Here is a 13122-nt window from a genome sequence, read left to right as displayed (position 1 = left end):
TTTTGGGTTTAATCGCCCAGGGTCATGAACAGGTTGTTTAATGATTCGGAATACAGCGGGTGCGCAAAAACGCAATACCTTATTCTATCATAGGTAATGCCGCCTTCCATCGCCATCTGCAGCACAGTCATAATCTCGCCGCCTTCGGGGCCCAATACCGTAGCGCCTAATATTTTTTTTGTATCCGGATCAACAACGGCTTTCATAAAGCCGCGCGTATCGCCGGTTTCAATGGCACGGGCCACGTGGGCCATGGGTAGTTTGGCTACTTTGTATTTGATGCCTTGTTTTTTGGCTTCAGTTTCGTCGATACCTATGCGGCCCAGTTGCGGATCGGTAAACATACAGTATGGGACCGGGCGATCATTGATATTGAAATTGGCTTTTTCGATAAGGTTGCGGTAAACAATGGTATAATCGTTATAAGAGATATGGGTAAACGCCGGGCCGCCTTTTGCATCGCCCAAGGCATAAACACCCTCCGTCGAGGTTTCCAGTTTATCATTCACTTTAATATGGCCATCCTCATCAGTTTCTATCCCTGCTGATAGCAGATTCAATGCTTCGGTTTGCGGTTTACGGCCTATAGCCACCAACACGTGGGTGCATTTAATTTTTCGTTCCTCGCCTTTCTCATCTATAGTAACGGTGATTTTTCCTCCGGTTTTCTGCTTAAACTTTACCGCATGGGTATTAGTGAGGATGTCAATCTTTTCCAGTTCGAGGATATTCTGCATTTCGGCCGAAATATCCTCATCCTCATGGGCCACTATCCTTGCCGATTTTTCGAGGATGGTAACCTTGCAGCCAAACCTCCTGAACATTTGCCCAAACTCCAAACCGATATAATTACCGCCAAGCACAACAAGATGCTCCGGCACATAATCAAGGTCAAGAATAGTGGTTGAGGTGAGGTATTGAACTTCGCTCAGCCCTTCTATCTCCGGGATAGCCGGAGATGCGCCAGGGTTTAGAAAAACCTTATCAGCCTTAAATGTTTGAACTTTGCCGCTGTTCAGTTTTACCTCAACAGTTTTTTCGCCGGTGAAACTTGCTTCACCGAAAACTACATCAAGGTTACGTGTTTTTTCGGCAGCTTTCAGTCCGCCGTTGCGGGAACGCAGCACAATCTCATCCTTGCGCTTTTTAACCACAGCCATATCAACCGAAAACTTTTTTACCGGCACACCCAGTTCATGGCTTTTTGTGGCCATATAGGCGGCCTTAGCCGATGCTATCATGGTTTTGGTAGGCGTGCAACCGTCATTAACGCAGGTGCCGCCGTAAAACCGTTTTTCAATAATAACGGTTTTTAAACCGGCGTTGGCCAGTCGTTTAGCCAGTGGCGCACCTGCCTGGCCTGCACCTATCACAATAGCATCGTAAGTTTTCATAGTTATTCGGTTATTTTAACACCTTTCCAAAACGCTACATAGTTGGTAATGTTTGTTGCAGCCTCTTTAGGCTCGGGATAATACCAGGCAGCGTCCTGGTTTTCCTTGCCGTCAACTAACAGAGTATAATATGATGCCTTGCCTTTCCAGGGGCAGGTGGTGTGCACGTCGGTTTCTTTAAGGTACTCGGCCTTAACGCTTTCTTTAGGGAAATAATGGTTATTTTCAACAACAATGGTGTCATTGCTTTCGGCAATGACCTGGTTATTCCAGATGGCTTTCATAAATAGTTGGATTGTTTTATGGAATAAAGATAGCTGTAAGCAGATACAAAATGCAATACCGTATAGCTAAATTTAATTTATCAGCCTGAAAAACAGAAACTTTCATGAGGTATATTTATTTTTTTAAAAAAACATTTTGATTTTCTCATCCAATACCTATCTTTGCAATCCCAAACCACGGGGTACTTTAAGTAAAAGTTGGTCCATTCGTCTAGGGGTTAGGACAGGAGATTTTCATTCTTCAAACAGGGGTTCGATTCCCCTATGGACTACCAAAAGCGCTCTGCCAAACAGGGCGTTTTTTTATTATAGTTAATTACCGGCGAGATGGCTTTATGCCGATCGCCGAACCCGAAAAACGGTCCATTCGTCTAGGGGTTAGGACAGGAGATTTTCATTCTTCAAACAGGGGTTCGATTCCCCTATGGACTACGAAAGAAAATTAAAGCCTTTCAGATACAATCTGGAAGGCTTTTTTGCTGACAAAATATCTTACCCTTATCTTCAGAATCCGGCGCAGAAAACCATGCAAGGAAAGAATTGCTATTTTGAAAAACAAGGATTTGGATTACAACACCTTTAAATTACAACAAAAGCCTTTGGATGAAATTGTAAGGGCTTTTTGTCTGCTCCCTTTCTGATAAGAGTTATTTTATAAAAACAGCTACATCTTTAGATAAGTGCATTACATTATTTCATATTCTCTTTACCCTTAAAATCACTTACCTTCTTTCCATCATACCTGTACACGCCATCTAAAGCCCCAAACCAGATATTTTCTTTATTGTCTTCTAAAATTCCAAAAACCATTCCTTTATAAGCTATTTCGGTTGCCGTTGGATTTTTATCAGATAACGATTTTTCATCGTAGCGGGATAGCGCCCAGGCCGCAGAGTTAGCGCCATAACCAAAAAGTATCTTCTTCAAGTCGTTAGCAACGTCTGAGCTGGTCCAGATATTGCCTTTTGTATCCTCCATTATATGGCCAACAAACGCGTGCGCGAAATTGGTAAATGTACGGCCGTCATAACGCCAAAGGCCATCCCTGCCACCGAGCCAGATATTGCCTTTCTTGTCTTCAATTACAGTACGCACATTGGTAAATGGTTTACCATCGTGGGTAAAAGCTGTAAATACTTTGCCATCATACACAAAGGTGTTGCCTCGTGTAGCCAGCCAAAACCGTCCGGTTTTGTCTTCTATAATAGCATTAACTTCATAAGAGGCTCTACCCGGAATAGTTTTCCCCGTCGGGTCTTCATTCATCCCGTTTCCATTGATGATATAGTTGCGAAATGAGATCCCGTCATAACGGCTTGTTCCGCCCCAAACGCCAAACCAGATGTCGCCCTTTTTATCTTCATAAATACTTACAACATCATTATTGAGAAGGCCATCCTTAATCGTAAAATTTTTAAAAGATTTTCCATCGTAACGAAAAACACCAGAGCCAATAGAGCCGAACCACAGGTTGCCTTTCCTATCCTCCAAAACAGAAAAGAAGCGCGCCTTACTTACATTATCGGTAACGTTGGTAAAAGATTTTCCATCATATTTAAAAATACCATCAAATGCAGCAAGCCAGATATTACCTTTTCTATCTTGTATAATATTCCTGGTGATCCGGTTTGGTCCGGCAGAAAGGGCCGTATTTCCGGCGTCTTTTTGCTGAGCCTTAACAGGAAAATAAATCACTCCGGCCAACAGAATAATGAGGCAGAACAAAACGTTTCTTTTATTTTTCATATGCTATCAAAGTTTGTACAGCGAAATTACTTTGATATTTTTTGGCCCTGGAAATCAGAATTGTAAATTAAAATGTAAACTTTGTAAATAAAACGTCAATATGATGGCTGATAGCCTAAATATCCTCATCGCGAAGCGCAAATACCTGTTAGGGATAACTTTACTCTTATTTGTCTCTGTAACCTGCGTGGCTTTCAGTATGGGCAGCAGCAATAACTTTGATATGGCCAGAAGGGAAGTTTTGCTCCGCAAGATCGGGGATGAACTGCTCTTACAATCGGGCGACGTTACATCGAGAGTGCTTCCGGTAGAAAAGATCGCAGACGATGAATACCAGATCAGGTTTGAGAACGAACTTACTTTTAAACCAGATTCCCTGGTAAATACTATCCGGCATCTGTTGGCCGAAGATCCGTTGGCACGTGATTATATTGTTAACGTTCTGAACTGCGGAAACGCCACTATAGCCTATGGGTTTGCCATATCCGGCGATAAAAAAAATGATATTATAACATGCAGGGAAAGGAAACAACCCAGCGCTTGTTATACGATCAGTATTAAATTTAAACCCACAGGAACAGATAAAACAAAGAGCCGGTATCTGCTGGGCAGCCTGCCGGTTTTAGCATTTGTTGGTTTCCTTTTTTTGCGCTCTGTTAAGCCCCGGACAACTTTATCTAAAAATCAATCTACCCAAATATTCTCCCTGGGTACGGTTTTGTTTGATGCACAGCAACGGCAACTGGTAATAAACAATAATGCCACAGACCTCACCGCGACCGAAACACGCCTGTTGCTAATTTTCGCGTTGTCACCTAACGAAACTATAGCAAGAAGCCGGCTGCAAAAAGAGATCTGGGAAGATGAAGGTGTTATTGTGGGTCGAAGTCTGGATATGTTCATATCAAAGCTTAGAAAAAAGCTTGAACCTGATCCGGAAGTAAACATTGTTGTTGTACGTGGTAAGGGGTATAAGCTGGAGGTTAATTCTTAAGTTTAAATTGTTGCTTAGGACTATTTGCAAGCTTTAAATTTGTGGTTTCATTTTAATTTTGTGATTTATCATAGATAACAATGTCAAGATATCCAAAAGTTAAAAACATAGAGTTAGTAGGTACTTATCCTGCGTCTGTCAATTCTGGAGGGGGCTATGTTTGGGATGCTGTTTTGGAATACCGGGTTTGGCTACACCCACACGACGGCGCCCCCGATCTTTTTAACGGAGATGATTATTGCTATTTTTTTGACAACTATGAAGATGCCCTTGAATTTTCAAACGAAAATCAAGGCTCCGAAGAACCTCTGGCCCTTATTTTACAAGAAGAATATTTAGACGAGCCAGAACCCAACAAGTATATTCATATTAAAAAACAACGGATTACAGAATGGGATGTCGAGTTCCTTAATCGTCCGAGGAGAACTTCAAATACTATTCCAGACTTCTTATCTCCCGACGCGCCAGATAACAGGTTGGCAATATTACGGGGCTTGGTTTAATTGTTTAACAAACTCGTTAAAAATAAAGATCAATCCAAATTAAACCACAAAGCCGACTTACCCTGCAAGTCGGCTTTAACTACCTAAAACGTATTAGTTATAAATTCGCATCAAACTCCACAATCCACTCAATACCATATTTATCCCTGAACATACCGGCATAAGTACCCCAGGGGCTATCACCTATCGGCCCTTCCACTTCTCCGCCTGCCGACAGGCCGTTAAAAACATGATCGGCCTCTTCACGGCTTTCGGCAACCACATAAATTTTTGAGCGGTTTTCGTTCTCGCTCACCCGGCCCATAAACTCCGGAACATCATTGGCTACCAATACATTGTGTTTGCCAATTGGCAGGGCAATGTGCATTACTTTCTCAGCTTCATGTTCAGGGACCTGAAATTCATCACTTGCCAGGTCTTTAAAACGGACTATCTTGCTGAACTCGCCGCCAAAAACTGATTTGTAAAAGGTGAATGCCTCTTCGGCATTGCCGTTGAAGTTGATCCATGGATTGATTGTTCTCATGATTGTTATTTTTAGTTGATTTTGTTTCGGTTAGTTTTGTTTTGATGCCGCAAGCAGCTCGTCGAGGTTTTTCAGGGTCATTGCAAATCCGATTCTGAAACCCTCCATTATGCGCTCCATCCGTTCCAACGATTCGTTATAAATGGTTATATACACTTTGGTTATATCGTTTTCTTCGCTAAAGTTGTAATCCCATTCAGAACCAGCCGGTTCGGGATTTTCATCTTTATCGGCAAAAGCGTTATAGAGCTTAAAATTGGTTTTCGGGGTGATGGAAGTATATTTTTGAAGCGCCCAGCGCTCCTCTCCGTCGGGACTGATCATGGCGTAAAACCTTTTGCCGCCAACTGTAAAATCCATATACTTTGTTTTGGCGCGCATGGGTGCCGGGGCTGCCCACTGATCCAATATTTCGGCTTTGGTAAAGGCATCCCATACCAAATCGAGCCCGGCATCAAACTCGCGGGTTATATATACCGTTTTGGCTGCTTTGTCAACATTAAAATCAAATAGCAAATCGTTTTTCATTATTTCTGTTGTTTAAGTGTTGAGAGTACTTTATCCAGTTGATTAAATTGGGTTTTCCAGCTTTCCCTGAACTGGGCCAGCCAGTGGTCAAATTCCTGCATCTTTTTGGCGTTAAAGTGATAATAAATTTCCCTGCCTGATGGCTCGGGCCTGATTAAATCGCATTCGTGTAATACTTTAATATGTTTTGATACGGCTTGCCGGGTCATATCAAACTTTTCGGCCATGGCATTGGGTGTTAACGCCTGGATGGCAATTAAAGTTAAAATTGCCCTGCGTGTAGGATCGGCTATGGCCTGGAATATATCTTGCTTCATCTTAAACGTGCAACTTTTGAGTTGCGTAAATATATATGCAACTTTTGAGTTGCGCAAATTTATTTTGAAATAGTTTTACCTGGTTTACCGGTGGCAGTTTTATAATGATATTCTGAAGGCGAAGTGAATGAATATATCTTATAAAAAACACACAACCCGCTTTGTTGATGCAAAGCGGGTTGTGTGTTTTTGAGCGATGGTAAATCGGTCTTACTCCGATCGCAAACTTTTAACCGGGTTTACCCTTGCTGCTTTTACTGCCTGGAAGCTTATGGTTGTAAGCGCAATAATTATTGCCGAGATCCCCCCGGCGGCAAACAACCACCAGCTAATGTTGATACGATAAACATAAGCCTGCAGCCATTGATGCATATAATACCAGGCTATGGGAGTAGCTATGGCAAAGGCAATGGCAATAAGTATAATAAACTCTTTAGAAAACAGGTAAACAATACTGCCTGCCGTTGCGCCGAGTACCTTACGGATGCCCACCTCCTTTACGCGCTGCACGGCCATAAAGGATGCCAGCCCGTACAAACCTAAACAGCTTAGTAAAATAGCCACTGCCGAAAATATCTTATACAGCTGCGCCAATTGGCTTTCCTGTTTGTAAAAACCCGCAATTTTATCATCCAGAAACTGGTATTCGTAAACAAAATCCGGAAAGTTTTGCTCAAATATTTCTTTAACTGATTGCATGGTTGAGGCCATATGCGTGGTTGCCAGCTTGATCCCGGCCTGGTTATACATGGTAACGTTGGTGGTAATTAACAAAGGGGCAACATAGTTACGAAACGAGCGGTTATTAAAATCTTTCAAAACGCCAACAACCGGGCATTTAATCTGGCCGTTCCAGATGCTGATTTCTTTCAGGATCTCTTCGGGTTTTTTAAGGCCTAAACTTTTTACAAACGCCTCGTTCACCAGGAATTCTCTCGTCATTTTGGAAGGCTGCAAATTCCGTCCGGCTATCAGCGGCAATTTATAGGCCGCTACATATTCATCGTCGGCAAATTTGGTAATTGCCTTAAAATCTGCATCCTTTTGAGCATGATCAAACCGCAGGGTGCTCCACTGGTCGTTACCGGCCTCAACGGGCGTGTTTGAACTGTAACTTACCTCCTGTACGCCGCCTGTCGATAGTAATTGCCGCTTTAAGTAATCAAGCCGGCTGATCCGGAGGCTATCCACCCGGAAGGGGATATTTACAATGGCATCTTTATCAAAACCCAGGGGCTGATCCATAAAATAATTCATCTGCCTTACTATAACCAGCGTGCCTATAATAAGTGCCTGCGCAATAATAAACTGGAAAACCACCAGGCCTCTTCTCAGTGAAATTCCCTGCGAGTTATTTGATGTGAGTTTACTTTTTAAAGCATTAACCGGGTTAAAGCGGGATAAAACTATTGATGGATAAAAACCTGCAAGTGCAGTTACAGTGATGGTTACCGTTAAAAGAAACAGGATAATTGCCGGATTATTAATGATGTTGAAGGTTAGCGAAAGCTCCAGCAGCCGGTTAACAAAAGGCAATGTAAAAATGGTAACAATGGTTGCAAAGCTTACCGAAGCTGCAACTATTAAAAATGTTTCGATAATAAACTGGATCTGTAACTGAGTTTTACTGCTCCCCAAAACTTTTCGTACGCCCACCTCTTTTGATCGGTTAACAGCCTGCGCAGTAGAGAGGTTGATGAAGTTAACGCAGGCAATTAACAGGATAAATGCCGCAATAAGCCACAATACGTTAATAAGCTGATGGCTGATGGTTTGGTTACTGTAATTGCCTATGCGGGTATCATAATGTACATCGCTTAAGGGTTGTATAACATGGCGGTCGTGATTATCAGGAGACAGTACTTTTTGCGAGTAGGCTTTTAGCTGTTGGTTAAAGCTATCGGCATTAACATTGGGCGGCAATAAAACATAGCAGCCAAAATCGGCCTCGGTTCGGTTCCAATCGGTGGCTTTCTCTACATAGTCCGAATAAAAGGTTTGGTAGGATACTGCAAGTTTTATCCGGAAATCGGTATTAGGAGGGATGGTGGCCAAAATGCCTGTAACCTTCAGCACATCGGTGCTGTGGCTAAACATAAAGCCTCCTGCCTGCAGTTTAATGGTTTTGCCTATAGCGGTTTTCCAGTCGCCAAAGTATTTTTCGGCAATCTCTTTGGTAAGTAATACGTTGTTGGGTTCGGTTAAGGAGGCATATGATCCGGCAAGCAGCGGGAAGTTGAAGATCTTAAAAAATGCCGGATCGGTGTAAAACAGGCCTCTTTGCTCTTTAAATACCTTCTCCGTTTTTCCGTTATTATCCAATATCAGCAACTGATCGCTTTGGCTGGCATACACTGGGGCTATCTGTTCTATTTCGGGGAAAGTTGTTTTCAATCCCAAAGGGATAGGGAAGGCCAGATCTTTTCCGTACGAAATATCGGCTGATGATGCACGATGATATTCGGTTAACAAGCGGTAGGTGCGTTCTTTAGCGGGGTGAAAATTATCAAAGCTGGTTTGGTATTGGATAATGATAAAGATCACCATACAAATGGCAATACCAACGGCAAGGCCGGCAATATTAATAGCGGTATAGCTTTTATGGCGCACCAGGTTGCGCCAGGCTATTTTGAAATAATTTTTAAACATATAATTGCGGGTTAATTTATCGTGATACCATTTTGAAGGGTTTTCACGATTTAAAATTACCGGCGCAGCCTGGCCCCGGATGCCCATATTATAAGTTGATTGCTGTTTTTTCAGATCATTTTTATACTCCTGCGGGCTTTTCCCTGCTATTTGCTTAAAAATACGGTTAAAACTGCTTTGCGAATTAAAGCCAGATTCGAAGGCTATGCCTAACAGGGTAATATGATCATTTGCCGGATCCTGCATTTTGCGGGCAGCTGTCTGTACCCGGTACTCGTTAATAAAATCGTTAAAGTTTTTTTTTAGTACGGTGTTGATGATGCGCGATAACTCATGCGTATGTACATCAAGTTTTTGGGCCAATGAGCTTAGGCTTAATTCAGGATCTTCATAGTACCGGTTGTCTTTAACCATCCTCTTCAGCCACACTGCTTTTTCCTTTAATCCGGCAGGAAGCAAGGGTTTTAAAACGGGTATCGCATTTGGTTCTGTACTAAGCTCCGGCCTTAAAAAGGTATTTGCCGCCATCCAGATCATCATCAGTAATAAAAGAAAATATATAAGGAAATAAGCCTGTTGGATTAATGTGTGATGATAATAAAAATAGTCGGCAGCTGTAAGCGGAATCCACAACAACCACAATAGCCCGAGGCCTGTAATTAAATTATGCAGCCAGCGCATTCCGTACCGGAGCCGGTCACTTCCGGTAAATTTTTGTTGCCTGTAAAAGAGTTCGATTTGCGTACGGCTACGATACAAATAAATAGCAACCGAGATAAATGCCAGCAGTTGCAATACGGGATTTAATTGCTGAAATATTTGAGTACGATAAGCGGGTACACCTGTTTTTATATTTTCCACAGCTGCCATCACGTATACGCTCAGTTCCAATAATAGAGGGCCGAAGTGCAACAGATCTGCCCGCCGGAATTGATATTCGGGCTGTGTTGTTTTAAGCACATAAAAAAAGACAAACGGCCCGAGAGCGAGCGAAAACTGCATCGGTAACAAACTCCATAACCGAACATAGCTTTCTAACTGAATATCAATAGCCAGGATCCGGGCTATCCATAAAACAGCAATAGCCAGCGCTGCAGCTAAAAACCGGTTTGCTGCACGAGTTTCTTTCCTGCCGAACAATAACAGCAAAATAAAGGTGACGGCGGTAAACAGCATGCCGAAGAAAGCAGCATCAAAAAAGCTGATATGGAGTGTGTACGATCTCAAGCCTGGAATTGGTTAATTACTCATCCAAATTAGCAAAATACTAATCAGTAATATGTTAACGGACAAATTAATGCCGGCGTTATACTAAAACTGGTTTACTTATCAATATTGTGATAACACCTATAATGTAAGTGATTTTTTTACCGGGTACTGCGCTGTTACCTTTAAGTACAAATAATATGCGGATAGAAAGACAAAGGTTTAATGCTTAAATATAACCACCATGAGCCAGGTTTTTAATACCAATTACGGCAGCCTTTGCCTCTCATTTGCAGGCGGCTTTTGCGATGCCGTAACCTTTGTAATGGTTACCGAAATGTTTTCGGTCCATGTAACCGGGAACTTTATCGAGTTTTCGGGCAGCCTTATTTTGGGAGCCGATAATGAGGCCTGGTCTAAATTGCTGGTATTCCCCGTTTTTGTGATAGCCGTTATGATTGGCGGTGCCATGCTGGCCGTAGGTACCAAACCGTTTAAGGTACTTATTACCGAAGCGGTGATTTTGGCATTTTGTGCCCTGCTCAGTTTTTTGGGATGGTTTTATCACTACCAAACACCACGGCAAAACTACCTGCTGGCTTTGTGTATAGTTTTTGCCATGGGTTTGCAAAACGCCTTCGGAAAAGTTTTCAGTAAAAACCTGTACGGTGCCACCACGGTAATGACCGGGAATGTTGCCCAGCTTTCGTTAGACCTGGTGCACTGCCTTTTTCTGAAACCGGGCGACAGCGAACATTTAAAAAGTCTTAAGCAAAATCTCATAACAGTTTCGGGGTTTTTATCCGGAGCACTGGCGGGCACCCTCGGAGCAAAAATTTTCGGAATAGGCGCAGTTGTTGTTCCTTCTGTTATGCTTTTCGGGTTTTCGTTAACAGGGATGGTCAATGCATCAAAAGCCCGCAGCGGAAATGAGATGCAGGTTATGCCTGATGGGGTTTAAAATGATAACATAACAACCAGCGTAGTATTATAGTTGATTTTGGCATCTTCAATTCAGCTACAAACTCCCTCAATCAGGCTACTTATAACCGGGCATATCTCTTCAATTTTGATGCATCAAGAAAATTAGATTATGATACATCAAAATGAAATAGCAGGTGCTGGTACTCAGTCAAAGCCAGTTGAAAATAATAAAGTATGGTTTATTACCGGCGCATCCCGCGGGTTTGGCCGGGTGTGGACCGAAGCGGCGCTAAAACGCGGCGATAAGGTTGCAGCAACCGCACGCAAACTGGAAAGCATTGCCGGTTTAAAACAACAATACGGCGATGATGTACTTATCCTTGAACTCGATGTAACAAAACCAGACCAGGTTAAAACAGCCGTAGAGCAAGCCCATGCACATTTTGGCCGGCTGGACGTAGTGCTTAACAACGCAGGATACTCGCTTGTAGGCACTATTGAAGAAGCCGCCGCTGATGATGTGAGGGCGCTTTATGAAACAAATATCCTCGGACCATTGGCCGTTATCCAGGCTGCCCTGCCTTTATTACGCCAACAGGGCGGCGGGCATATATTAGGCACTTCGAGTGGGCTTGGCCACGTTACCCTGCCGGTAATTGGCTACTATTGCTCATCAAAATGGGCTTTTGAAGCCATTTACGAAAGTTTGGCGGCCGAGGTTGCAGCATTTAATATCAAGGTAACAATTATCGAACCCGGGGCTTATGCCACCGAATTCGGCAGCCAGGAATCGTTAAAATTTGCAGCTGGTATGGATCTTTACACGGATTTTAAAAATCAGTTTTTTGAACGATTGAGAACTTCCGAAAGGGGTGATCCTGAAGCTACGCCCGAAGCTGTTTTTAAAATTGTGGATGCCGAAAACCCGCCGCTGCGTTTCTTTTTAGGTAGCCACAACCTGCCGTGGGTACGTAAGGCTTATGCCGAACGGCTGGCAACCTGGGAGGCCTGGGAAACGGTTTCGAATGCGGCACAAGGCAATTAAAAGTAATATTCGGGTTTATGATAACCGGTAATAAAACATTACCGGTTATTGTTATATTTATTTGATATGAAAAAGGACGAAAAGATCACCCATTTGTTTGATTCTTTATCTGCTGCGCACCGCGCCATGGGCCTGCCTGCACCGGTGCATCCTCTCATTAGTTTACTAAGTGCTACTTCATATCCAGGTATTTCAACCCGCCCGCCATCGGGCACGCATGTACTCAATTTCTACAAAATATCCTATCGGCCTAAATTAAGCCCTAAGCTAAAATACGGGCAGGATTATTATGATTTTGACGAGGGAGGCCTGCTGTTCGCCGCTCCGGGCCAGGTAATTGGCAATCATGGTGATGATGAGCCGCGTGAATGTTCGGAGTACGCTTTACTTATCCACCCCGATTTTTTGTGGAACTATCCGCTGGCTAAAAAAATCAAACAGTATGGTTTCTTTTCATATTCGGCCAACGAAGCATTGCATCTTTCGGAAAAGGAAAAAAACATCATCATATCTATTTTTAAAAATATTGAAGAGGAGCTAAACAGCAGGATTGATGATTTTAGCCAGGATGTAATTATTTCGCAAATTGAGCTGCTGCTTACCTATGCCAACCGGTTTTACAAACGGCAGTTTATCACCCGCAAAGCAATAAACAGCACCCTGCTGCAAAAATTAGAAGAACTTTTGGATGCATATTTTGGCAATGAAGAATCGTTAAGCAAGGGCATCCCTACTGTTCAATACCTTGCCGACAATCTTAGTGTATCACCCGGTTATTTAAGCGATATGCTGCGCTCATTAACCGGGCAAAATGCACAACAGCATATCCACAGCAAACTGGTAGAAAAGGCTAAGGAAAAACTTTCGGCTACGGAGTTATCGGTAAGCGAAGTAGCATATCAGCTGGGATTTGAACATCCGCAGTCATTCAGTAAGTTTTTCAAAACAAAAACCCGGCTTTCGCCGCTCGGGTTCAGGAAATCATTCAATTGAGACTAACTATCGG

At 42.9% G+C, this 13122-nt stretch carries 12 protein-coding genes and 2 tRNA genes; 7 read left to right on the top strand and 7 right to left on the bottom strand.

What is annotated here, in order from left to right; all coding sequences use genetic code 11:
* Positions 1 to 8: 8 nt before the first annotated feature.
* Positions 9 to 1394 (bottom strand): mercuric reductase, encoded by a 1386-nt coding sequence (locus HYN43_RS22885; RefSeq protein WP_119406242.1) that lies wholly within the window; start codon positions 1392 to 1394, stop codon positions 9 to 11.
* Positions 1395 to 1396: 2 nt separating this feature from the next.
* A complete protein-coding gene (locus tag HYN43_RS22880) occupies positions 1397 to 1678 on the bottom strand; it encodes a DUF427 domain-containing protein (RefSeq protein WP_119406241.1) in 282 nt (93 codons plus the stop codon).
* Between the two features lie 200 nt (positions 1679 to 1878).
* On the opposite strand from HYN43_RS22880, the gene HYN43_RS22875 reads away from it, so the two are divergent.
* Positions 1879 to 1953 (top strand) — tRNA-Glu (locus HYN43_RS22875).
* 85 nt (positions 1954 to 2038) lie between these two features.
* Positions 2039 to 2110, top strand: a tRNA-Glu gene (locus tag HYN43_RS22870).
* 258 nt (positions 2111 to 2368) lie between these two features.
* Here HYN43_RS22870 and HYN43_RS22865 read toward each other — a convergent pair.
* Positions 2369 to 3424, bottom strand: a complete 1056-nt coding sequence (locus HYN43_RS22865; RefSeq protein ID WP_119406240.1) for a ligand-binding sensor domain-containing protein — start codon at positions 3422 to 3424, stop codon at positions 2369 to 2371.
* Between the two features lie 100 nt (positions 3425 to 3524).
* Between HYN43_RS22865 and HYN43_RS22860 the strand changes: the two genes are divergently transcribed.
* Complete coding sequence (locus HYN43_RS22860) at positions 3525 to 4418, top strand: winged helix-turn-helix domain-containing protein (RefSeq protein WP_342633815.1); 894 nt, start codon at positions 3525 to 3527, stop codon at positions 4416 to 4418.
* Positions 4419 to 4498: 80 nt separating this feature from the next.
* Complete coding sequence (locus HYN43_RS22855) at positions 4499 to 4921, top strand: GCN5 family acetyltransferase (protein WP_119406239.1); 423 nt, start codon at positions 4499 to 4501, stop codon at positions 4919 to 4921.
* Between the two features lie 97 nt (positions 4922 to 5018).
* Here HYN43_RS22855 and HYN43_RS22850 read toward each other — a convergent pair whose 3' ends face one another.
* From HYN43_RS22850 to HYN43_RS22835, 4 genes are all read right to left on the bottom strand, one after another.
* A complete protein-coding gene (locus tag HYN43_RS22850; RefSeq protein ID WP_119406238.1) occupies positions 5019 to 5447 on the bottom strand; it encodes a VOC family protein in 429 nt (142 codons plus the stop codon).
* 30 nt (positions 5448 to 5477) lie between these two features.
* On the bottom strand, positions 5478 to 5975 hold the full coding sequence (locus HYN43_RS22845) for an SRPBCC family protein (RefSeq protein ID WP_119406237.1): 498 nt from the start codon (positions 5973 to 5975) through the stop codon (positions 5478 to 5480).
* Positions 5975 to 6292: an ArsR/SmtB family transcription factor gene (locus HYN43_RS22840; RefSeq protein ID WP_119406236.1), complete on the bottom strand. Its 318-nt coding sequence runs from the start codon at positions 6290 to 6292 to the stop codon at positions 5975 to 5977. The genes HYN43_RS22845 and HYN43_RS22840 overlap by 1 nt, the downstream gene beginning before the upstream one ends.
* Positions 6293 to 6502: 210 nt before the next feature.
* Complete coding sequence (locus HYN43_RS22835; RefSeq protein ID WP_162996589.1) at positions 6503 to 10168, bottom strand: ABC transporter permease; 3666 nt, start codon at positions 10166 to 10168, stop codon at positions 6503 to 6505.
* Between the two features lie 223 nt (positions 10169 to 10391).
* Between HYN43_RS22835 and HYN43_RS22830 the strand changes: the two genes are divergently transcribed.
* The 3 genes from HYN43_RS22830 (at position 10392) to HYN43_RS22820 (ending at position 13109) form a co-directional block, all read left to right on the top strand.
* The gene (locus HYN43_RS22830; RefSeq protein ID WP_119406234.1) at positions 10392 to 11108 is read left to right on the top strand and encodes a YoaK family protein; all 717 of its coding nucleotides are present in this window, start codon (positions 10392 to 10394) and stop codon (positions 11106 to 11108) included.
* 132 nt (positions 11109 to 11240) lie between these two features.
* The gene (locus tag HYN43_RS22825; protein ID WP_119406233.1) at positions 11241 to 12116 is read left to right on the top strand and encodes an SDR family NAD(P)-dependent oxidoreductase; all 876 of its coding nucleotides are present in this window, start codon (positions 11241 to 11243) and stop codon (positions 12114 to 12116) included.
* 66 nt (positions 12117 to 12182) lie between these two features.
* Positions 12183 to 13109, top strand: coding sequence for a helix-turn-helix domain-containing protein (locus HYN43_RS22820; RefSeq protein ID WP_119406232.1), 927 nt, complete (start codon positions 12183 to 12185; stop codon positions 13107 to 13109).
* The last annotated feature ends 13 nt before the right edge of the window (positions 13110 to 13122 follow it).

The organism is Mucilaginibacter celer (assembly GCF_003576455.2).
Lineage (GTDB): Bacteria > Bacteroidota > Bacteroidia > Sphingobacteriales > Sphingobacteriaceae > Mucilaginibacter > Mucilaginibacter celer.
Note: the sequence above shows the minus strand (reverse complement) of the source record. Positions and strands in the feature narration are given on the sequence as shown.